The 20,450-nt window shown below is 67.5% G+C and carries 17 protein-coding genes; 8 read left to right on the top strand and 9 right to left on the bottom strand.

Features of this window, described 5'->3' with window-relative positions:
• Window positions 1-37 precede the first annotated feature (37 nt).
• The gene (locus QNA09_RS24500) at window positions 38-934 is read right to left on the bottom strand and encodes a M23 family metallopeptidase (protein ID WP_081636957.1); all 897 of its coding nucleotides are present in this window, start codon (window positions 932-934) and stop codon (window positions 38-40) included.
• Window positions 935-1,071: 137 nt separating this feature from the next.
• A complete protein-coding gene (locus QNA09_RS24495) occupies window positions 1,072-3,063 on the bottom strand; it encodes a cytochrome c oxidase assembly protein (protein WP_006934844.1) in 1,992 nt (663 codons plus the stop codon).
• 211 nt (window positions 3,064-3,274) lie between these two features.
• Between QNA09_RS24495 and QNA09_RS24490 the strand changes: the two genes are divergently transcribed.
• Window positions 3,275-4,198, top strand: a complete 924-nt coding sequence (locus tag QNA09_RS24490; protein ID WP_006934845.1) for a cation diffusion facilitator family transporter — start codon at window positions 3,275-3,277, stop codon at window positions 4,196-4,198.
• Window positions 4,199-4,865: 667 nt separating this feature from the next.
• Here QNA09_RS24490 and QNA09_RS24485 read toward each other — a convergent pair.
• Entirely contained in the window at window positions 4,866-6,095 is a 1,230-nt protein-coding gene (locus QNA09_RS24485; RefSeq protein WP_044475839.1) for an Ig-like domain-containing protein, read from the bottom strand.
• A 261-nt stretch (window positions 6,096-6,356) separates the two neighbouring features.
• On the opposite strand from QNA09_RS24485, the gene QNA09_RS24480 reads away from it, so the two are divergent.
• Together QNA09_RS24480 and QNA09_RS24475 are read left to right on the top strand one after the other, a co-directional pair.
• On the top strand, window positions 6,357-6,581 hold the full coding sequence (locus QNA09_RS24480; RefSeq protein WP_308072135.1) for an SHOCT domain-containing protein: 225 nt from the start codon (window positions 6,357-6,359) through the stop codon (window positions 6,579-6,581).
• Complete coding sequence (locus QNA09_RS24475; RefSeq protein WP_308072134.1) at window positions 6,578-8,074, top strand: multicopper oxidase family protein; 1,497 nt, start codon at window positions 6,578-6,580, stop codon at window positions 8,072-8,074. Before QNA09_RS24480 ends, QNA09_RS24475 begins: the two co-directional genes overlap by 4 nt.
• A 1,074-nt stretch (window positions 8,075-9,148) precedes the next feature.
• On the opposite strand, the gene QNA09_RS24470 is transcribed toward QNA09_RS24475, so the two are convergent.
• Entirely contained in the window at window positions 9,149-9,331 is a 183-nt protein-coding gene (locus QNA09_RS24470) for a hypothetical protein (protein ID WP_006939070.1), read from the bottom strand.
• Between the two features lie 136 nt (window positions 9,332-9,467).
• On the opposite strand from QNA09_RS24470, the gene QNA09_RS24465 reads away from it, so the two are divergent.
• The 5 genes from QNA09_RS24465 (at window position 9,468) to istB (ending at window position 15,102) form a co-directional block, all read left to right on the top strand.
• Complete coding sequence (locus tag QNA09_RS24465; RefSeq protein WP_040273253.1) at window positions 9,468-9,758, top strand: hypothetical protein; 291 nt, start codon at window positions 9,468-9,470, stop codon at window positions 9,756-9,758.
• A 273-nt stretch (window positions 9,759-10,031) separates the two neighbouring features.
• Window positions 10,032-10,784: an Abi family protein gene (locus tag QNA09_RS24460; RefSeq protein ID WP_006939069.1), complete on the top strand. Its 753-nt coding sequence runs from the start codon at window positions 10,032-10,034 to the stop codon at window positions 10,782-10,784.
• 340 nt (window positions 10,785-11,124) lie between these two features.
• Window positions 11,125-12,717, top strand: a complete 1,593-nt coding sequence (locus tag QNA09_RS24455) for an ISL3 family transposase (protein ID WP_308072133.1) — start codon at window positions 11,125-11,127, stop codon at window positions 12,715-12,717.
• Window positions 12,718-12,883: 166 nt separating this feature from the next.
• Window positions 12,884-14,260, top strand: a complete 1,377-nt coding sequence (locus QNA09_RS24450; protein WP_006935272.1) for a DDE-type integrase/transposase/recombinase — start codon at window positions 12,884-12,886, stop codon at window positions 14,258-14,260.
• Window positions 14,257-15,102 carry an IS21-like element helper ATPase IstB gene (gene istB / locus QNA09_RS24445; RefSeq protein WP_006935277.1) on the top strand — a complete coding sequence of 282 codons (846 nt, stop codon included), beginning with the start codon at window positions 14,257-14,259 and terminating at the stop codon, window positions 15,100-15,102. Before QNA09_RS24450 ends, istB begins: the two co-directional genes overlap by 4 nt.
• A 90-nt stretch (window positions 15,103-15,192) precedes the next feature.
• On the opposite strand, the gene QNA09_RS24440 is transcribed toward istB, so the two are convergent.
• The 5 genes from QNA09_RS24440 to QNA09_RS24420 all read right to left on the bottom strand — a co-directional run bounded on the left by QNA09_RS24440 (window position 15,193) and on the right by QNA09_RS24420 (window position 20,449).
• The gene (locus tag QNA09_RS24440) at window positions 15,193-16,785 is read right to left on the bottom strand and encodes an ISL3 family transposase (RefSeq protein WP_308072133.1); all 1,593 of its coding nucleotides are present in this window, start codon (window positions 16,783-16,785) and stop codon (window positions 15,193-15,195) included.
• A gap of 40 nt (window positions 16,786-16,825) precedes the next feature.
• Window positions 16,826-17,569 (bottom strand): ETEC_3214 domain-containing protein, encoded by a 744-nt coding sequence (locus tag QNA09_RS24435; protein WP_308072132.1) that lies wholly within the window; start codon window positions 17,567-17,569, stop codon window positions 16,826-16,828.
• Window positions 17,566-18,129 (bottom strand): recombinase family protein, encoded by a 564-nt coding sequence (locus tag QNA09_RS24430; RefSeq protein ID WP_006935278.1) that lies wholly within the window; start codon window positions 18,127-18,129, stop codon window positions 17,566-17,568. The genes QNA09_RS24435 and QNA09_RS24430 overlap by 4 nt, the downstream gene beginning before the upstream one ends.
• 125 nt (window positions 18,130-18,254) lie before the next feature.
• The gene (locus tag QNA09_RS24425) at window positions 18,255-19,064 is read right to left on the bottom strand and encodes an AAA family ATPase (RefSeq protein ID WP_003939268.1); all 810 of its coding nucleotides are present in this window, start codon (window positions 19,062-19,064) and stop codon (window positions 18,255-18,257) included.
• A complete protein-coding gene (locus QNA09_RS24420) occupies window positions 19,064-20,449 on the bottom strand; it encodes a Mu transposase C-terminal domain-containing protein (RefSeq protein WP_003939267.1) in 1,386 nt (461 codons plus the stop codon). The genes QNA09_RS24425 and QNA09_RS24420 overlap by 1 nt, the downstream gene beginning before the upstream one ends.
• Window position 20,450 lies beyond the last annotated feature (1 nt).

Raw genomic sequence — 20,450 nt, 5'->3', positions numbered from 1 at the left:
GACTCCCCTCGCAGATACTCGCCGACCATCGATGAACCTACGCACGCGCATCCGGTGCGACCGGGACACCGCGTGCGTTCAACCATGCCATGGGATCGGCTTTGCGCCCGTCCGGCTCCCACACCTCGTAGTGCAGATGGGGCCCGGTCGACTGGCCTCGATTGCCGACGGTGGCGATCTCTTCCCCGGCGCGCACCCGCTGCCCCGCCGACACCAGCGCCTGGTCGATGTGGCCGAAGACCCCGATGGTGCCGTCATCCTGCAGGATACGCACCCACAAACCGAACCCGGAGGCCGGACCGGCCTCGAGTACCGTGCCGTCGGTGACCGAGACGATGGGGGTGCCGATCGCGTTGGCGATGTCGAGACCGTAGTGCGTCGTACCCCACCGCGGCCCGAAATTCGACGTCAACGTGCCCATGACGGGGATCCGCGTCTTCGGGCGCCGCGCCTCGGCCTCGCGCGCCGCCCGCCGCTCCTCCCGCAGCCGAGCCCGTTCGAGCCGGTCGGCGAAATCCGCCAGTGTCGGCACTTGAGAGACCTGCAACACCTGCGGGGCCTGCGACGGCGCGGCCGCCGCCCCCGCCGACTCGTCGGGATCGGCCTGCCGCCGGTCGAGGGTGTGCTCACCGGGGAGGGCGGCGTGCGCACTCGACGCCGCCGCGGCTAACAATGCCCCGGCCGCCACCGACACCACCATCACCCGCCCGCCGGCCCCGCCTGGCCGACGATGGGCTCCCCGGACCGGCGGCCGCCGGGCCCCGGCGAGCGGCACCCCGACCGTCGGCTGCTCAGCGTGGGGCGCGAGGCCGAGACACTCGGTCGGGGGCGCGGGCGCCGCCGCGGCGGGGCCGGTGCGCAGCGGGCCCCACCCCCGGCCGCGAGAGACGGCCGGGAAGGCGAGGCCGGACTGGGGTTTGCGATGTCGGGCCAAGATTGCATCCTTGTGAAGACGCTCGCTCGTTGATAACGGAACGGTGACGGACACCGACACATTACTACTATTCAGCATAGTTTCCACAACACGAATGCGCCGCGCCCGCGCCGGCCGCGCCCGCGGGCGCCGCGGCGTCAGGGACGCCGGCCGGGGCCGCCACCGCGTTGACCTGCAGGCCCGCCCAATCCGCGCAGCATCGTGTTGTAGGCGGCCAGTTCCTCGTCACCCTCGCGGCCGACCAGCTCGTCGCGCCGACGGGCTCGGCGCTCGTCGGCCGAGGCCCAGCGCACCGTCGCCAGCACCGCGGCCAGCAGCAGCGGCAGTTCCCCCACCGCCCAGGCCAGGTTGCCGCCGAGGCGCTGGTCGGCGGCCAGGTCGTCGAGGAAGCCGCGCCGCAGCGAGGTGTAGTACTCGCCGGCGACGACGGTCCCGGCATTGATCACCGACGTCAGGAAGAAGGCATACGCCGCCAGCGCCACCACCGCCGCACCCACTCGAGCGGTCGGCGCCGGGGGGCGCGGCAGCGGATCCAGGCCCACGGTGACCCAGAAGAACACCGATCCCACCACCACCAGCCACACGTTGGTCAGCACGTGGGCAACGTGCGATCCGGCGAGCGCGTCGTACAGCCCCGCGAGATACAGCAGATAGAAGGTGCCGACGAACACCGACACGGCCACCGCAGGACGGGTCAGCACCCGGACGACCGCGCTCGAGTACGTCGCGCGGAGCCACTCACGCACCCCGGGGGCCCCGTCCGGGTCGGGGCGGACCGTGTGGGCGGCCAGGGTGAGCGGGGCGCCGAGCACCAGGCACAACGGCACCACGACGGCGATCGCAGCGGTGGCCGTGAGGTGCACGCTGAACACAGCCGGCGCGTAGCGCCCCACTCCCGAGGACGTGGCGAGCAGCAGCACCAGGCATCCGAGCAGCCACCCGGCGGTGCGGTGGATCGGCCACTGCCCGCCCGCCGCCCGTATCCGGCGCACCCCGAGCAGGTAGAGCACCGCGAGCACCACCGCGGCGGTACCCAACAACAGATCGAACCGCCACTCGGTCAGCATGCGAACCGGTGTCGGCGCCCCGCCCAGTCCGTACCCCAGCACCTCCTCGACCAGGCTCGGCTCCCGGCGCTCTTCCACCGGCGGCGGGGTGCGTCCCAACGCCACCCCGAGACCGACCGCCGCCATCAGCACCGCCGACTCCACCACTGCCAACCGGGTGAACGCCCGCCGATCCGCCGGGTCGGCGGCGAGCGCGGTCACCGCCACGGTGCGCTGTCGCCACCCCAGCCCGCCCACCACGGCCAGGGCCACCACCTTGGCCAGCACCACGAACCCGTAGGCGCCCTCCAGGAGCTGTCCGAGCGGCACCCGTATCGCGGCATTGACCATTCCGGAGACGGCCATCACCCCGAACGCCGCCGCCGCGAGAGCGGAGAACCGGCGCGTGGCCACATCCAGATACCCCCCGCCGCGGACGGTGTGCAGCACCAGCGCCGCCAACCCGCCGCCCCACAGTCCGGCTGCCACCAGGTGCAGCACCAAGCTGTTGGTGGCCAGGTCGTGCGATCCGCCCGCCGACGAATGCCCCGTCACCGCCCGGGGCATCAGGCTCGCCACCGCCGATACCAGCAGTAACGCCGTCCACCGGTGCCGTAGAACAAGTCGGCATCCCAGACCCACCACCGCTGCCAGGACCGCCGTCCACAACCACGCGGTGGCCACCTCGATCTCGCCGACCGCCCGCAAGAACGGAAGCGGGTCGGCGAACACGGTTCCCAAGGGCTGGCCGGAGGTGTCCGACAACGACAGCGGCACCAATACCAGGGCACATCCGGCCCACACCGCTGCCGCCGCCCCGGCCGTGCGCACCGCCCGGTACCCGTCGACGTCGAGCACCCCCGAGCGCTGCGGCGGCACCAGCACGGCGGCGAGCAGCAACGAGCCGATCATCACCACCGCGGACACCTCCCCCACCGCGACGGCCGCCGGCAGGGCGTACCTCGTCAGCGCCCCCGGATCCGGTAATCCCAGCAAGCGCAACACCTCGGTGCTCGACAGCGCCGCCAGCGATGCGGCCACCACGGCCGCACCCACCGTCCAGCCGAGCACCGCCCCGAACACCGCTCTATTGCTCCCGATGCCTGCCACGGAAAAACCTCACCCTCGTCCCGTTGTTCGCCCGTTCCCGCCGGTCGAACCTGCAGGCGCGCGTACCGCCGCCGAAATACTATGAAGGATAGTTCCCTGCCGCGCCCCACTTCTTCATCACCCTACAATTGCATACATGCGCATGCGGCAATATGCTGCTGTCCGTGCCGACGAAAGGAAGTCGATGAGCCACGGACACGGACACGGCGTCCCCGCCGCCCAGGCCACCAGCGCCTCCGGCCGGCACGTCCGCCGACTCTGGATCGCTGTCGCCCTCGGCCTGACTACCTTCGTGACCCAGGTCGCCGTCGGTCTGTCCACCTCTTCACTGGCCCTCCTCTCCGACTCCGCGCACGTGTTCACCGACGTGTTCGGAATCTTGATGGCAGTTTCCGCCATCACCGTCGCCCAACGCGCCCGCACCCGACCGGACCGCACCTTCGGCCTGTACCGCGCCGAAGTCTTCGCCGCCCTGGTCAACGCCGTGCTGCTGTTCGGCGTCGCCGGCTGGGTCCTCTACGAAGCCGTCCACCGCCTGTCCGATCCCCCCGAAGTCCCGGGCCTGCCCGTGACCATCGTCGCCGTGGTCGGTCTGGCCATGAACGTCATAGCCTTCCTGCTGCTCCGCAAGGGCGCGCAGGAGAGCATCAACGTCCGCGGCGCCTACCTCGAGGTCCTCGCCGACATGCTGGGCTCGATCGGCGTGCTCGTCAGCGGTCTGGTGACCCTGGTCTCCGGCTGGAAGTACGCCGATCCGCTCATCGGCGTCGCCATCGGACTATTTGTCCTACCGCGCGCCTACAACCTCGGCCGCCATGCGATCGGCATCCTGCTCCAGCAGGCGCCGAGGCGCATCGACGTCCCCGAGATCAACGCCGCGCTCGTCGCACTGCCCGGCGTCCGAGAAGCCCACGACCTGCACATCTGGACCCTGACCTCCGGCATGGAGGTCGCCTCCGTCCACCTGACCACCGAACCCGGCGCCGACCCGACCACCGTGCTCGCGGCCGCACAAACCCTGCTGGCCGCACAATTCCACCTCGAACACGCCACCGTGCAGGTCGAACCCCCCATCGGCGAAGGCCGCTGCCGCGAACTACCGTGGTGACCACACCCCGCTGAGGTCTGCACCGGGCCCGAGAGCACGTCCGAGCACCCACGGCACCCGGATCGCGCGGCCCTTGCAGGACTACAACCACGCGGTTGGCCCTTGCAGGACTACAACCAAAGGCCGCCCGGCGTTCATGGCGGGCACCGGGAAGACGGCACTGGCATTGCTGCGCCCCACCGATGTCGGCGGGACTGTGGACTGCCTCGGTTGCCGGCAGCCGCCCCACGCCAAGCCCCTGCCCGTAGCCGGGAGGTTTCCACGGTGGCCGGCTGGGACGCACTCGTGCCCACCCGACCACCGAAAGTCAAGATCCGATGAAAACGATGAAGATCTGTTGAAGAACACAGATTTCGCATGTCGGGCGATTCCCCGGGTAACGAGGAGCGAGGACAGTGGAAGCGATTCCGCCCGAGAGTTGCTTCGGGCCCACGAAAGGTCACAGCTGTGAACATGATGGGCATGATGGACCAGGCGCACACCCTGCTGCACCAGTTGATGATGTGGCTGCACCAGATGAACGGGATGCCGATGATGAACATGCCGATGTGACGCGTTCCGACCGAATCGGCGCCCACGTCCCGGGGTGTGGCCCCGCCACGGGTCGGCTCCGCTTCTCCGGATCGTCCTCCCCGTGCCGGGGCCGTGGCTCCGGGCACGAGCGGGTTCAGCGCAGGGCGCTGCCCGCCTGCCATTGCTCCCAGGGGATGCTCCAGTCACCGTTCTGCCACAGTTGCAGCGGGGCGCCGCCGGTGTTGCGGACCTCCACGACGTCCCCCGGGCGGGAGAACTCGTAGAACCAGCGGGCGTCGGCGCCGCTGAGGTTCAAGCATCCGTGCGAGACGTTCGTGTTGCCCTGGGCCCACACGGTCGCGTCGAGCTGGTGCAGGTAGATCCCGTCGTTGCTGATGCGGGTGGCGTAGTTGATGACCTCCTTGTAGCCGAGGCGGGAATTGACCGGCAGCCCGTAGGTCGAGGAGTCCATCACCACCGGGTTGGCCTGGTCGAGCACGGTGTAGATCCCCGGCTGGGTCCAGAACGACAGGGTCCGGCCGTCGACCACCTCGGTGCCGCCCCTGCCCATCGAGGTCGGCATCGTGCGCACGATCTGCCCGTTGTCGGTCACCGTGACCTGTATGGTGTCATCGTCGGCGACGGAGATGTGCGCGTCCCCGAGGGAGAAGGACACCGACGCATCCTCTTGCCCGAACAGTCCGCCACCGAGGGGTTTGCCGTAGATGTCGGCGCGGACGGTGACCTGGGTGCCCGGCGGGTAGTAGCTGCGCGGCCGCCAGTGCGCATTCTGCTCGTCGGCCCAGTACCAGGCGCCGTCCACCGGCGGATTCGCCTGAACCGTGAGTGTCTTCTCCGCCGCGGCTCGGTCCGGGATCGGCTCGTCGAAGTGCGCGACGACGACGAGTCCGACGCCGTAGACCCCGCCGTCGGACACCGCGCCGCCGCCGGTGGTCCGGAACACCACGGCGGTCTGATTGTCGGGTGTGAGAGTGGTGAACCCGGTGGTGCGGTCGCTGCGGGTGCCGTCCGCGCCGATCGCGGTGGCGGTCACGGTATAGCTGCGCCCGTATCCGAGCGGGCCGGTGGGCTTCCACGTGTGCCGGTCGGGCGTGACGATGCCGTCGATGGTGCGCCCGTCCTCGTTGGTCATGGTCACCGACTCGAAGGTGCCGTCGGGTGTCTGGACCAGCACGGGCGCCAGTGGTTCGACCCCGGTGGCACCGTCGGACGGACTCACCTCGATCCGCGGCCCCACCGGAGCCGGTGAGGTGGCGCTCGGTGACGACCCGCCCGTGGAGGACCCGCAGCCGGTCAGAACCACGAGCAGCGCAACCACGCCGGCGGCACCGGCGGCGACGCGGCGTCGGTCAACAGTAGGCATGCAGACCATCATTCCGGCTCGAGCCGCGGTGCCGCACGGCGTGCCTGGGTGCCGGGTGGGATTCGGTGCCTGATTCGACGTGCGTGGTGGCGACGGAGCGGGCCGGACGAAGGTTCGGTGAAGATCTGTGGTGCGGGAGGCCGGTGTATTCGAGCGGGGCTACGATGGACGGGCGGGGCGATACCGGCAGGGGTATGTAATGGGAGGAGGTGTCCGGTGGGTGGGATGAACGGCGGGGGCCCGTGGGGCGAAGGGTGTTACATGGGTGGTGCAGGCTGGGGATGGGTGTTCCTAGTGCTGCTGCTCGTCGGGGTCGCGGCGGTGGTCGTCGCCCTGGTCCGGCTGCGCACCGCCGGCCGCGGCGAGCAGAGTCCCGGCGGGGCCGGCCGGTCGTCGGCACGGCAGATCCTCGACGAGCGGTTCGCCCGCGGGGAGATCGACGCCGACGAGTATCAGCAGCGGGTGCGGCAGCTGGAGGACCGGTGACCGGACGCCCGATCGATCGTCGCCGCGCGCTGCAGCTCGGGGCACTGGGGATAGCCGGGATCGCCGCCGGTGGGCTCGGGCTCTCGCGCACCGGACTGCCGTTCGCGTCCTCCCCCCGCAGCACGATCGCCGAGTCGGGGTTGCCGGTGGTCGAGCCGGCGGTGCTGCGCAGCGAGGCCGGAGTGCTGCGGGTGGAACTGACGGTGGCCCGCACCCGCCTCGATCAGGCCGGAACAGCGACGATGCTGACCTACAACGGCACGGTGCCGGGCCCGACCTGGCGGGTCCGTCCCGGGGACCGCCTCGAGGTGCGGGTGGTCAACACCCTCGATGCGGCCACCAACCTGCACTTCCACGGCCTGCGCGTGTCCCCCCAGGGCACCGGCGACAATCCGTTCGTCAGCATCGAGCCCGGCCGGAGCTTCGACTACCGTCTCGACGTGCCGCCCGACCATCCCCCCGGCGTGTTCTGGTACCACCCGCATCGGCACGGCTCGGTCGCCGATCAGCTCTTCGGCGGTCTGTACGGCACGATCCTGGTCGACGGCGACGACGCGATCCCGGTTGCGCGGGAGCGGGTGCTGGTGATCTCCGACGTCTCCCTCGCCCCGGACGGCTCCCTCGCCCGGGTGTACCCCCAGCAGGTGATGACCGGGCGGGAAGGAGAGCTGCTGCTGGTCAACGGCCGGCCCGAACCGCGGCTGACCGCCCGCCCCGGGGACCGTGAGCGGTGGCGGCTGGTCAACGCCTGCACCTCCCGCTACCTGCGCCTGACCGTCGACGGTCACCGGCTGCATCTGCTCGGCGTCGACGGCGGCCACGAACCCGGCACCCCCGAGGTCGGGGAGGTCCCCCTGGCCCCGGGCAACCGGGCCGACCTGGTGGTGGACATCGAGGCCGGGACCGGGCGGCTGCGCACCCTCGGCTACGACCGGGGCGGGGCGATGATGGGCATGATGGGCGGCGGCACCGAATTGTCCGGGCCGGCGATGCTGGCCACCGTCGTCGCCGACGGGCCCCCGGCCGCCGACGCCGGTCCGGTACCGCAGCGGGCAGTCGATCCGGACCTGCGCGGACGCCCCATCGCCGCCTCCCGGGAGATCACCTTCACCATGGGCATGGGCATGGGCATGGGCGCCATGATGGGCTCCGGGCCCGGCGGGGCGGGGATGAACTTCGGGTTCGACAACCGCGCCTTCGACGCCCGGCGCACCGACCAGAGTCCCGCCGCCGGGACGATCGAGCAGTGGACGATCCGTAACCCCACCCCGATGGACCACCCGTTCCACCTTCATATCTGGCCCATGCAGATCGTCGAGGAGCACGGTGGACCCGTCGAGCAGCCGAGGTGGCGGGACGTGGTCAACGTCCCCGCGGGGGGCCGGGTGCAGGTGCTGATCGACTTCACCCGATTCCCGGGGCGCAGCGTGTACCACTGCCACATCCTCGACCACGAGGACGCCGGCATGATGGCCACCGTCGAAGCCCGCTGAAATTTATTCCACAGCGGCGCCAGCCTGAAACAGCACAAGCCCGACCCGCTCGGCGGCAGTGGACGCCGAGCCTGTACGGCACACACACCGAAGAACATTCCGCTGCGGAGAGACCGCCCCACCCTGGTAGACACGGGGTGCAGTGTCGGTCCGCATGTGCGGTCCGACGGAGCATCTCGTCGTCTGCGGGTCAGTCGACCGAGTCCACACAGCCAGCGCCGCCGATGGGGAGCCTGTCAACAGCTGCGCGCTCGCGTCGCTGCGCAACGGCGGTCGAGCGACAAGCGCTCGACGATACCGCTCGTGGTCACCTCTGCAGCGCAGGCTCGTCCCGCACTCGCCTCCAGGATTGTCGAGACATCCCACGGGGTAATTTGTCACGCAGCGTGGTCCTGACGCGCGGCGGCGGAGGCATGCCGGGCGGTCTGCTCGTCGTAGAGAGCGTGGTCGCCCGGGCACCCATGGAGAATGCGACGAGCCGGTGTCGTGGGTGGCGCTGCAAGCTCTGCCGGCGTCGTGGTTCAACGCCTCCACCTGAGCCCGCGCGTGAACTGCCTCGTCAGCCCGACGCGATTCGCCGGTCGGCGTGCTCGTCGTTGTCGATTTCTTGCGGAATCGGCCGCGTAGTGCGGTGAACACCGTTCCCCCCGTTTGCGTTTCCTGTGGCGTCTCATCATGCCCACAGTCCGAGCGACGTGGGCTGCGGCGATCGTAGTGGCCGGCACGTCGGTGGAGCCGTTCGGCAGTGCGAATTAGCGGTGGCTGAGGTATTCGGACCAGCCGAGAATCCAGCCGCGCTCGTACTCGGTGGCCGCGTCGTCGTCGAGCTGTTCATCCGGGGGCATCGCGAACCACACGGCGCCTTGGTCGGCGTCCTCGGTGGTGACATCACCGGCGTGTTCGCGGCCCAGTGCCGCCCGGTAGCCGGCGGCGTGTCCTCGATCGGGCAGTAGTCACCGTGCGGTCCTACCTTTCGGGTGGCGGACGAATACGGTCGATCCGTGACGGAGCGGTGCGCTACGGGTCTTTCCGGCGCGGCCTACCGCGCTGCGCGGCCCGCTCCCCGCCCCGCAGCTACAGCTCGAACAGGGAGAACTGGTCGGCGCGGGCCCGGGCCTCGGTGTCGGCTTCGTAGCGGCGGGCCATGGCTCGGGCGACGGTTTCGTCGCAGCCGAGTTCGGCCCCGACCTCGCGCCAGCTGTGGCCGGCGCGGGCCAGGTCGAATGCGGCGCGGTGCAGCTGCTCGTCGAAGCTCATCGCATGCTCTCCTGTCGGTGTACCCGCCCCTGGCGGGTGGGTGCTGGCACCGTGGGAGCACCCCTAGGGGGGTGCCCCCGCCTCGACTACTTCACCACGGAGGAGCCACCGAGGGGAGATTTCAGTGACGGTGTGAATGGCAGCGATCCTTCTCGACCGAGTGGGACGCGGCGAGATATCCCGTGTCGACGACTCCGGGGCTCTGAAGTGGGCGCACCAGACACTCACGTCAACGCCACTCATAACACGGCTGCCTAGCTACGCTCATAAGACGCGGGCAGCTCGCAGGTACTTCCTCGAAACGGGCGACTTCGCCGAGGGAAACCCCAACCTCCTCATCGGCCCTGAGGATGCCGTGACTGGGAGACTGCCCGATGTCCTGTTGCTCCTCGACCTCGACCTCGACGAGATCGACAGACCACGGTGATTGTCCGCCAGCAAGCTTCGCGCCGAAGTCGGGCGTTTCGGACAGTCTTTCCTTGCCGAGATCGCGAGATCGTCATGGTCGTGGGACACGACTGTGGCAGCCGCTCGGGACAGCGGAGTGTCCTGGTGTCACAGGCGAACGAAGAAAGTGTTTGACCATCAGGTTTGCAGTCGCACGGCTTTATCCGTTAGCCTCTAGGACGTAAGCCCCAGGGACTTCCGCTACCGCAAGGTAGGCCGCCCCCTGGGGCAAAACGCTTTTTGGGGAGGGTGTGTGGAGCCGGAGGAGCTGCCGCTTGAGTCGCTTATCTCCACCGCCCGATATGCCAAGTATCGCGCTGCCGCACGAGGCGACCATGCGAAAGCGTCCCGTCTATACATCTGGAACGCACATCTGTCTGCTGCTTACTGGCCTGCTATCGCAATGGTGGAAGTGGCGATCCGCAATGCCTTGAACGTGCAGCTCTGCAAGAAGATCGGCTGCACTCCCGAAACGGGCTGGTACGTTGATGCGCTGTCGGATCGACCACGGATCCACCTGCTTGACCGAGAGCTCGACAAGCTCAGAAAATCTCTGCTCAGCTTCGATCGGAAGCACAATCACGACTCCGGTCAGCGGCAGATAGAACCTACCGGTGACGATGTCATCGGGGGGACGAGCCTGGGCCTGTGGGTCGCCTTGTGCGGTGAAGGCGCGCCCAAGCTCGACCCTTGTTACAACTACCACCGCAATCTTTGGCGGCCAGCACTCCACGAGGCATTCCCCGGCTATGAGGGTCCCGAGATACAGAACAAACCGGGTCCGATCCGTGATGCACTTCGCGAGTTCGAGCGGCTTCGCAACCGCATTGCCCACCACGAGCCGATCTACATGTTCAAGCACAGTTACCAGCTCGAGAACATCTTCAGGCTCGCAGGCTGGCTGGACAACTCCCTTGCCAAGTTTCTTCGCAAGAACGACCAGGTGACTCCGGTGCTAAACGACTACGCCAAGTCCGTGGCGAAGGAAGAAGCTGTAGCTCCTTAGCTATAGTTGAGTATGCCTAGACCTGCGTCGGTGGGGCCCTTAGCGGCGATGAACCATGGCTAATCGCACCGTGTCATGATCGGGGCCCAGGACATCTCGGGACATCATCTGTGTCAGGAGTGGGTCCGTCCCGATCTGTGACTGTGGGTCCGTCCCGATCTGTGACTGTGGGTCCGTCCCGATGTTTCGTTGTGGCCCCAGCACGGTCAGCGTGTTGATGACGGCGCTCGCTGAAATTGGATCTGGCGCACTTTCCGTGAAGGTCCTGACGTGCCCCTGATCAGGGACGACTCGGCATAGACCAAGATCATCATGGTGTGACCTTGCGCTCCCGGCGGCCTTGCTGCCGCATCTGACCGACGTCGTTGTCGACGCCGTCCGCCTCGTCGGATCCACGATCCGGATCCACGCCCACCCTCACCGCAGCGAAGCACGGTGCCCGAAATGCGACACGCCGTCGAGCCGGGTCCATTCCCGATACCGACGCAGACCGGCCGACACGACAATCGGTGCCCGCCCGGTCGTTCTCGTACTGACTGTGCGCCGATTCTTCTGTCTCAACACCGACTGCAAGGCAATTACATTCGCCGAACAGATAGCCGGTTTGACGAGACGGTGCGCCCGCCGCACCACGGTGCTCGACGCGGTGCTCGAGGCGATCGGTCTGGCGATGGCCGGTCGCGCCGGCGCCCGCCTGGCAGCCAGGCTCGGGATGACGGTCGGCCGCGACACCCTGCTGCGAACGGTGCGCGCGATCCCCGACCGGCCGATCGGCGCCACGCCCGTACTCGGCATCGATGATTTCGCCGTCCGCCGCGGACACGTCTACGGCACCGTGATCGTGGATCTGACCACGAGCCGGCCGATCGACCTGCTTCCGGACCGCACCAGCGAGACCGTCGCCGCATGGCTGCGGGAGCATCCCGGCGCCGAGGTGGTGTGTCGTGACCGGGCGGGGGCCTACGCCGAAGCCGTGCGCGTCGGCGCACCGAATGCGGTGCAGGTCGCCGACCGGTGGCACCTGTGGCACAACCTCGTCGGCGCGGTTGAGGACACCGTGGTTCGGCACCGCGCTGATCTTCGCCCACCGACCGAGCCCGTCGACCCCGGCGAGGTCGTCACCGACACCACTGCCAACGAGATCGACTGTGGTACCAGCACTACAAATGCCGAGTGGCCGGACGGCCGGTTGATCACCCGCACCAGGGAACGGCATGCCACCGTGCAACAACTCGTCTCGAACGGGATGACGATCTCGGCGATCAGCAGGAAACTGAGCCTCGACCGCAAGACCGTTCGCCGCTTCGCCCGCGCCCATGACGTCGACGAACTGCTGACCACCACCCGGATAGCAGGACCCACCTTGCTCAGCGAACACGAAACCTACCTGCGTGACCGCTTCGCCGCGGGGTGCACCGATGCCACCCGCCTGACCGCGGAGATCACCGATCGCGGCTACCGAGGCAGCGCCAAGACCGTCCGCCGGTTCCTGGCACCACTGCGTGTTGCGCACCGGACGCGGCCGGCGCCACCGCCGGCGCCATCCGCCCGGCAGGTCGCCGGGTGGTTGACCTCCCGACCCGAGCGTCTCACCGACGCCGACAGTCGCCGCCTTACCGACATCCTCGAACGCAGCCCCGCACTGACCGCCCTGCGCGAGCACGTTCGCGGCTTCGCCGAGATCATGGCCGAGCGGCGCGGACTCGAACTCATCAGCTGGATGACCAGCATCGACGCCACCGGATCACCGGCCCTGCGGTCCTTCGCCGCCGGCCTGCGCCGTGACCTCGATGCCGTCACCGCCGGGTTGACCCTCGAACACAACTCCGGGCCTGTCGAAGGGCACGTGAACAGAATCAAAATGCTCAAGCGGCAGATGTACGGGCGCGCCAACCTCGACCTGTTACGGAAGCGCGTCGTCCACCTCGAATAGTGAAGCGTGGCATAGGCTTCACGGAAAGTGCGCCAGATCCCTGAAATTCCCCAGTAACGCTCATCGAAATTCCCCACCCGTGTGGCACCGCCAACGAGGGCGGGTCTCCTCCGATGCTGATGGTCTCTGACCACACATCAGCCAGTCGAAGGAGACCCGCATTCTCATGCTGACATGGGAGGACGATGTGGAAGTACACGCCCTACGCAATCGAGGCTGGACGATCTCGGCGATCGCCCGTCACACCGGCCGAGACCGCAAGACCATCCGGGCTTATCTGAACAACGAACGCACCCCTGGGGTGCGCACACGCACCGAACCCGACCCCTTCGAACCGTTCGTCGACTACATCACCTGCCGGCTGCGGGAAGATCCGCACCTGTGGGCGCGGACCCTGTGCGACGAACTCGAAGAGCTGGGCTACCGCATGTCGTATCAGACGCTGACCCGGCAGATCCGCGACCGCGAACTCCGGCCGGTGTGCAAGCACTGCGCGAGCGCCACCGACCGGCCGAACGCGGTGATCGAGCACCCGCCCGGTGAGGAAACCCAGTGGGACTGGGTCGATCTGCCGAACCCACCCGCATCCTGGGGGTGGGGTTCGATGGCGCATCTGCTGGTCGGCTCGCTCGCGCATTCCGGGCGTTGGCGCGGGATGCTGGCGCCGGCGATGACCCAGCCGCATCTGGTCGACGGTCTCGACCGCATCTGCCGCGGCCTCGGTGGGCTGACCTGCAGCTGGCGCTTCGACCGCATGGCCACGGTCTGCCACCCCGACAGCGGACGGATGACCGCCAGCTTCGCCGGGGTCGCGAAACACTACGGCGTGACGGTGACGATCTGCCCACCCCGGGCCGGCAACCGCAAAGGAGTCGTCGAGAAGGCCAACCATACTGCCGCTGGGCGGTGGTGGCGCACCCTGCCCGACGACGTCACCGTCGAGCAGGCGCAGACGAGGCTGGACGAGTTCTGCCGGGTGCGCAGCGACACCCGACCCCGCCGCACCGCCGACGGGCGGACCACGGTGGCCGCACTCGCCGCTGCCGAAGCGTTGTCACCGCCACCGACAGTGCCGTATCCGGCGATCCTCACCGAGTCCCGGGTCGTGTCGCGGCAGGCGTTGGTGTCCTATCGCGGCAACCGCTATTCGGTGCCACCGGAGTTGGCGTCGGCGCAGGTCACCGTCACCCGGGTGCTGGGATCGGAGGTCATCGACATCGTCACCACCTCGCAGATCACCATCGCTCGACACCGCCTGGCGCCGGACGGAGCCGGAGTGATGGTCCGCGACCACGGGCACGTGCTCGCCCTCGAACAGGTGGCGATGGCCGCCGCCGGCACCGGTGGCCGTCCGCACCGCCGCAAGGAACGGATCCCACCGGGACCCGAGGCGATCGCTGCAGCACGCAAGCTCCGCACCAGCGACGAGACCACCACCTCATCGTCCGGTGACAGCGAACCGACCCCGGTCCCGGCCGCCTCGACGGTGATCGACCTGTCGACCTACGAACGGGCCGCCCGCGGAAGGAACACCCTGGCATGAGCACCGCATCTACCCCGCCGGACCCGATCCCGGCACCGGCCACCAGCGAAGCCGCCAGTCTCTATCAGCGGTTGCGCGGGCATCTGGCCGTGCTCAAACTGCACGACGCCGCCGAAGCGCTACCGGCGGTGCTCGACCGGGCCCAGAAGAACAACCTGTCGATGACCGCCACCCTCGAGCAGTTGCTGGCGATCGAGGTCGACGCCACCGAGGTGCGCCGTCTGGCGGGCCGGCTGCGGTTCGCCTGCCTGCCCACGCCGGCCTCGCTGGAGGACTTCGACTTCGATGCCGCCCCGAACCTCGACCGACCGCTCATCGCCGAACTCGGGACCTGCCGGTTCCTGGAAACGGCGACGAATGTGCTGCTCATCGGCCCGCCCGGGGTCGGGAAGACCCACCTGTCGGTGGGATTGGCCCGTGCTGCGGTCCATGCCGGGTATCGCACCTATTTCACCACCGCGGCCGACCTCGCCGCTCGCTGTCATCGCGCCGCGATCGAGGGTCGGTGGGCGACGACGATGCGGTTCTTCGCCGGCCCGACCCTGTTGGTCATCGACGAACTCGGTTATCTGCCGTTACCCGGGGAGGCCGCATCGGCGTTGTTTCAGGTTGTTGCGCAACGCTATCTGAAGACCTCGATCGTCATGACCACCAACCGTGGGGTCGGGGAATGGGGTGAGGTCCTCGGCGACACGACCGTTGCCGCCGCCATGCTCGACCGGCTCCTGCATCGGTCGGTGGTGCTCAACCTCGACGGTGATTCCTACCGGCTGCGAGACCATCACGCACGTTCGGAGAACCTCCGCAAAGCCACCACCGGCACCCGGCAACCGCTACAGTGAACACCGCTCACAGGTGGGGACTTTCGTCGAGCACAGCTGGGGATTTTCCCGGATCTGGCGCACTTTCCGTGAAGCCTATGCCACGCTTCACTATTCGAGGTGGACGACGCGCTTCCGTAACAGGTCGAGGTTGGCGCGCCCGTACATCTGCCGCTTGAGCATTTTGATTCTGTTCACGTGCCCTTCGACAGGCCCGGAGTTGTGTTCGAGGGTCAACCCGGCGGTGACGGCATCGAGGTCACGGCGCAGGCCGGCGGCGAAGGACCGCAGGGCCGGTGATCCGGTGGCGTCGATGCTGGTCATCCAGCTGATGAGTTCGAGTCCGCGCCGCTCGGCCATGATCTCGGCGAAGCCGCGAACGTGCTCGCGCAGGGCGGTCAGTGCGGGGCTGCGTTCGAGGATGTCGGTAAGGCGGCGACTGTCGGCGTCGGTGAGACGCTCGGGTCGGGAGGTCAACCACCCGGCGACCTGCCGGGCGGATGGCGCCGGCGGTGGCGCCGGCCGCGTCCGGTGCGCAACACGCAGTGGTGCCAGGAACCGGCGGACGGTCTTGGCGCTGCCTCGGTAGCCGCGATCGGTGATCTCCGCGGTCAGGCGGGTGGCATCGGTGCACCCCGCGGCGAAGCGGTCACGCAGGTAGGTTTCGTGTTCGCTGAGCAAGGTGGGTCCTGCTATCCGGGTGGTGGTCAGCAGTTCGTCGACGTCATGGGCGCGGGCGAAGCGGCGAACGGTCTTGCGGTCGAGGCTCAGTTTCCTGCTGATCGCCGAGATCGTCATCCCGTTCGAGACGAGTTGTTGCACGGTGGCATGCCGTTCCCTGGTGCGGGTGATCAACCGGCCGTCCGGCCACTCGGCATTTGTAGTGCTGGTACCACAGTCGATCTCGTTGGCAGTGGTGTCGGTGACGACCTCGCCGGGGTCGACGGGCTCGGTCGGTGGGCGAAGATCAGCGCGGTGCCGAACCACGGTGTCCTCAACCGCGCCGACGAGGTTGTGCCACAGGTGCCACCGGTCGGCGACCTGCACCGCATTCGGTGCGCCGACGCGCACGGCTTCGGCGTAGGCCCCCGCCCGGTCACGACACACCACCTCGGCGCCGGGATGCTCCCGCAGCCATGCGGCGACGGTCTCGCTGGTGCGGTCCGGAAGCAGGTCGATCGGCCGGCTCGTGGTCAGATCCACGATCACGGTGCCGTAGACGTGTCCGCGGCGGACGGCGAAATCATCGATGCCGAGTACGGGCGTGGCGCCGATCGGCCGGTCGGGGATCGCGCGCACCGTTCGCAGCAGGGTGTCGCGGCCGACCGTCATCCCGAGCCTGGCTGCCAGGCGGGCGCCGGCGCGACCGGCCATCGCCAGACCGATCGCCTCGAGCACCGCGTCGAGCACCGTGGTGCGGCGGGCGCACCGTCTCGTCAAACCGGCTATCTGTTCGGCGAATGTAATTGCCTTGCAGTCGGTGTTGAGACAGAAGAATCGGCGCACAGTCAGTACGAGAACGACCGGGCGGGCACCGATTGTCGTGTCGGCCGGTCTGCGTCGGTATCGGGAATGGACCCGGCTCGACGGCGTGTCGCATTTCGGGCACCGTGCTTCGCTGCGGTGAGGGTGGGCGTGGATCCGGATCGTGGATCCGACGAGGCGGACGGCGTCGACAACGACGTCGGTCAGATGCGGCAGCAAGGCCGCCGGGAGCGCAAGGTCACACCATGATGATCTTGGTCTATGCCGAGTCGTCCCTGATCAGGGGCACGTCAGGACCTTCACGGAAAGTGCGCCAGATCCATTTTCCCCGAGCCTCGTCATTGATGACGATTGACCGAGCCTCCGTCGGCATATTGTCCTGGAATCTGACCTGGGGGCTCGGGCTGCGGTGAGTGGCGTAGGTTCCGGTGTACGCATTTCTCCAGAAGTTTCCGAGTGGTCCTGTGGTAGCGCCACACATGTTGTGGGAAAGCCAATAGTCCTGGTAGCCACCCGGGTTGCCGAAGTAGTGGTGCTGGAGGTAGCCGTGCCGACGGGCTCCCACCCACATCCGCTCGCCCGACGGGTGATGGGATACGTCCGCAAAGTCACTTCGGCCGAGCCGAACGTGTAGTTGACCGAAGGAGAGTCGCTCCGTGGAGTGATACATGCGGGGGTCTGTGATGGTGATCGAGAAAGACAGCATAGCCCGTTCGTAGAGTTCGACAACTACCCAGCTTCCAGCCAGCCGGTAGATGCGCTGTTCCCTGCCATCGATCTTTTCCAGGAATTGCGGTAGTCCCAGCAGTGATTCAACAAACTCAAGCGAGCTACCGCAGGCGAGCTGATCCAGTATCCGGGACTGAGCCCGTCGACGACCGATAGTGCGGTCCCACTGCTTTCGGGTCAGCTGACCCATACCCCAGACAGCAGATAGCACCGTCGCGCCCGCTGCACCCGCGCCCAGACCCGCCGCAACAGAATCCCAGACTTCGGTACTCAAGCTGACCTCTTATCCGTCAGATACCGGTACAGCGTGGTGCGGCCGACGCCGAGGATCTCGGCGATCTCTAGTTGGCTCATGCCGCTGTCACGCATCTTCTTGGCCTGGCGGATTTTGTTGGGAGTCATCTTCGGGGGCCGGCCACCGGTTCGGCCGCGGGCGCGAGCGGCAGCGAGACCGACCTGGGTGCGTTCGCGGATAAGGTTGCGTTCGAACTCCGCGAGGGCGCCGAAGATAGCGAAGATCAAACGGCCACCTGGGGTGCTGGTGTCGATCTGTTCGGTCAGGGAACGGAAGGCGATGCCGCGTTCTTCGAGCTGTTGCACGGTCTCAAGCAGATGCGGCAGAGACCGACCGAGTCGGTCGAGTCTCCAGACGACGAGGGTGTCGCCGGCGCGCAGGTGTGAGAACAGATCGGATAGCTCGGGTCTAGAGGTGGTCGCCCCGCTGGCCTTGTCGATCCAGACCCTCGAGCACCCGGCGGCGCTGAGAGCGTCCACCTGAGCGTCGGGGTTCTGTTCGAGGGTCGAGACCCTGGCATAGCCCAAAAGTTCGTTCACAGCGATCAGTGTTCCATAACTCGTCGCGGTCAGATGTTTTGAACCATCGGTTTCCGACATGAGTTTTGAAACATCGTTGTGGGTTTGAGCGCTGTGTGGCGGTTTTCTGTGATCGCTCGGGGGCGTTAGTTTCCGATCACGAGGATGCTAGCGGCGGATTCTATGACGTCGTCGGTGATGGTCTCGAGTTGGTTGATCTTGAGCACTCGGGCGATCTGCGGGAAGAGGCGTTCGAGGAGTCGGAAGTTGCCCCGGGTGATGCGTTCGATCGCGGCGATAGCTTGAGCGTCGGTGAAGTCGTCAGGGTCGAGGGTGCGGCCGAGGCGTTTCCAGTGGCGGTCGAGGACGAAGAGCAGTTCTTCTCGGCCGAGTGCCCGGTAGCGGTGTGAGAATCCGAGGCGAGAGTAGAGCTGCGGGTAGTGGCGGAAACGCTGATCGATGCCAGGCATACCGATGAGGACGATTGCCAGTTGGTGGCGATCGTGGTGATCGCGGAGTAGTTCGAGCGCAGTCGGGGTCAGGCGTTCGGCTTCGTCGATGATTAATAGTTCGACCCACCTGGTCACGTCACCGGTGCGAGCGCCGGTGGCCTTGCCGATACTGCGTTGATGTTCGTCGACACAGATCCCGACTCTGATGCGTAGGTGCTCGATCTCGGCCATGAGCTGTTTATGCCGGGGCAGGACTTCGGGGGTGTAGAACACTGTGCGGGTCCGGTTTGCTGTGGCGTGGTGCTTCGCGTCGTCTTCGGTGCGGGGACCCCATTCGTCGATGTATGCGCCCAGGGTGTCCCAGTGGGCGTAGCGGCGTGCCGAGAGGGTCTTGCCGATGCCAGCATCGCCGTGGCAGATGCCGATCGTGTGTTCTTTGCGCACGGCGTTCGCGAACTCTCTAAAGCGGCGGTGTTCCTTGGTGACGATGAAGTCCTTGGTCATCATTCATCCTCTTCGTAGGTTCGCAGCTTCGATCGGCGGGCAACGGGCGCAGTGGTGCGGGGTTCTTCACGATCGGCGATACGGGGGATGCGGTCGTTGATGTCTTTACGCAGTTTCTGGCGGCGGGCACGGCGTGCTGTCTCGATCTCGCGCAGGCTCAGTCTCTCGTTCGGGTGGGCCTCGTCGATGGCGACGCAGACGAAGGTGTCGTGGTCGTAGACGCGGATCTCGGAGACATCGCGCGGGTCGTATCGGATCGTGACGGGGCGCCCAACGAACGGTGCCAGGGTCGATGAGCGGTAGCGGTGGCCTTGGAAATGGATTCCGTCACGCTGCACGGTGCGGTGTTTGGGCACCGTCAGCAGTAGTCCGTCGAGTTCATCGAGGGATTCGGGCATGCGCGGCAACCAGCCATCACCAATCCACGCCTTCTTCGGGCTCGTGCCGATCTCCCGGTGAGTCCGCTCGTTGTAGGTGGCGATGAAACTGGCGATTTCTTGATCGAGCGCAGGTAGGTCCAACGATGGTTGCGGCGCCTTTGCCCCGGGCGCCAGGTGTCCTGGCAGGGTGGCCAGGAGTTCGGTGTTGACTGTGCCGAAGAATCGCTCAATCTTGCCTCGGCCTTGCGGTCGTCCGACGGTCGAGAAGATGAGGCGGATCTTCAGTGCGATCGCGGTGTACTCGAGGTGGTGGCTGGTGAAGTCGCTGCCGTGGTCGATATAGAGGACGTCAGGTAGCCCGCACATCGCCCAGGCCGGATCAGTCTTGCGCCAGATCGCCTGTCGTAGCGCCAGCGCGGTGTTCATCGCCGAGGGCGCCCCGGTGAAAACCATGTATCCGCAGACAGCGCGGGAGTAGTCGTCCATCACCACCGTCAGCCAGGGCCGCTCGGCGGTGCCACTGGCGCCAGTGATGAGGATGTCGAGTTCGGTGTGATCGGCTTGCCACGTCGTATTCGGGCGTTCGGCACGATGGCGGAACACCAGTTCGTACCGGTCCCGATATGCTGCCGGCCCCTCCAGAGCAAGCGTCACCAGGGCCGGGTCCAAAGCGAGGACGATGGCGCGGACCGTGGCATAACTCGGGGCCGCCAAACCCAAGCGCCCCGCTTCGGTCACGGTGAGCCGATGCAAAGTAGCGGTACTCGGGCGTGGGCGGGTGAGCGCGAGGTGCTCGAGGAACGTGACCAGTTCCGCCGGAGTACGTCGAGATCCCGTGTCGCGCCGTGGCCGCGGCTCCAACGCCGCGATGCCGCCGGTCTTGTAGAGCTGGTGCCAGCGTTGCAGGGTGCGCAGCCCGGTACCGGTGTCGCGGGCCAAGGCCGTCAGCGAGATGCCGTCCTCGACGTGAAGTCGCAGGATGCGCCACCGCTGCGGCCCGTCCACG

This window comes from Rhodococcus sp. AH-ZY2, assembly GCF_030916465.1.
Taxonomy (GTDB): Bacteria; Actinomycetota; Actinomycetes; order Mycobacteriales; family Mycobacteriaceae; genus Rhodococcus; species Rhodococcus ruber.
This window is presented reverse-complemented; position numbering and strand designations above follow the sequence as displayed.

What these genes read in the sequence shown, in the direction of transcription:
- QNA09_RS24490 (WP_006934845.1), top strand. Translation starts at nt 3,275, where the DNA reads ATGAGCCACGGACACGGACACGGCGTCCCCGCCGCCCAGGCCACCAGC.
- QNA09_RS24485 (WP_044475839.1), bottom strand. Translation starts at nt 6,095, where the DNA reads ATGCCTACTGTTGACCGACGCCGCGTCGCCGCCGGTGCCGCCGGCGTG.
- QNA09_RS24480 (WP_308072135.1), top strand. Translation starts at nt 6,357, where the DNA reads ATGGGTGGTGCAGGCTGGGGATGGGTGTTCCTAGTGCTGCTGCTCGTC.
- QNA09_RS24470 (WP_006939070.1), bottom strand. Translation starts at nt 9,331, where the DNA reads ATGAGCTTCGACGAGCAGCTGCACCGCGCCGCATTCGACCTGGCCCGC.
- QNA09_RS24465 (WP_040273253.1), top strand. Translation starts at nt 9,468, where the DNA reads ATGGCAGCGATCCTTCTCGACCGAGTGGGACGCGGCGAGATATCCCGT.
- QNA09_RS24450 (WP_006935272.1), top strand. Translation starts at nt 12,884, where the DNA reads ATGCTGACATGGGAGGACGATGTGGAAGTACACGCCCTACGCAATCGA.
- istB (WP_006935277.1), top strand. Translation starts at nt 14,257, where the DNA reads ATGAGCACCGCATCTACCCCGCCGGACCCGATCCCGGCACCGGCCACC.
- QNA09_RS24425 (WP_003939268.1), bottom strand. Translation starts at nt 19,064, where the DNA reads ATGACCAAGGACTTCATCGTCACCAAGGAACACCGCCGCTTTAGAGAG.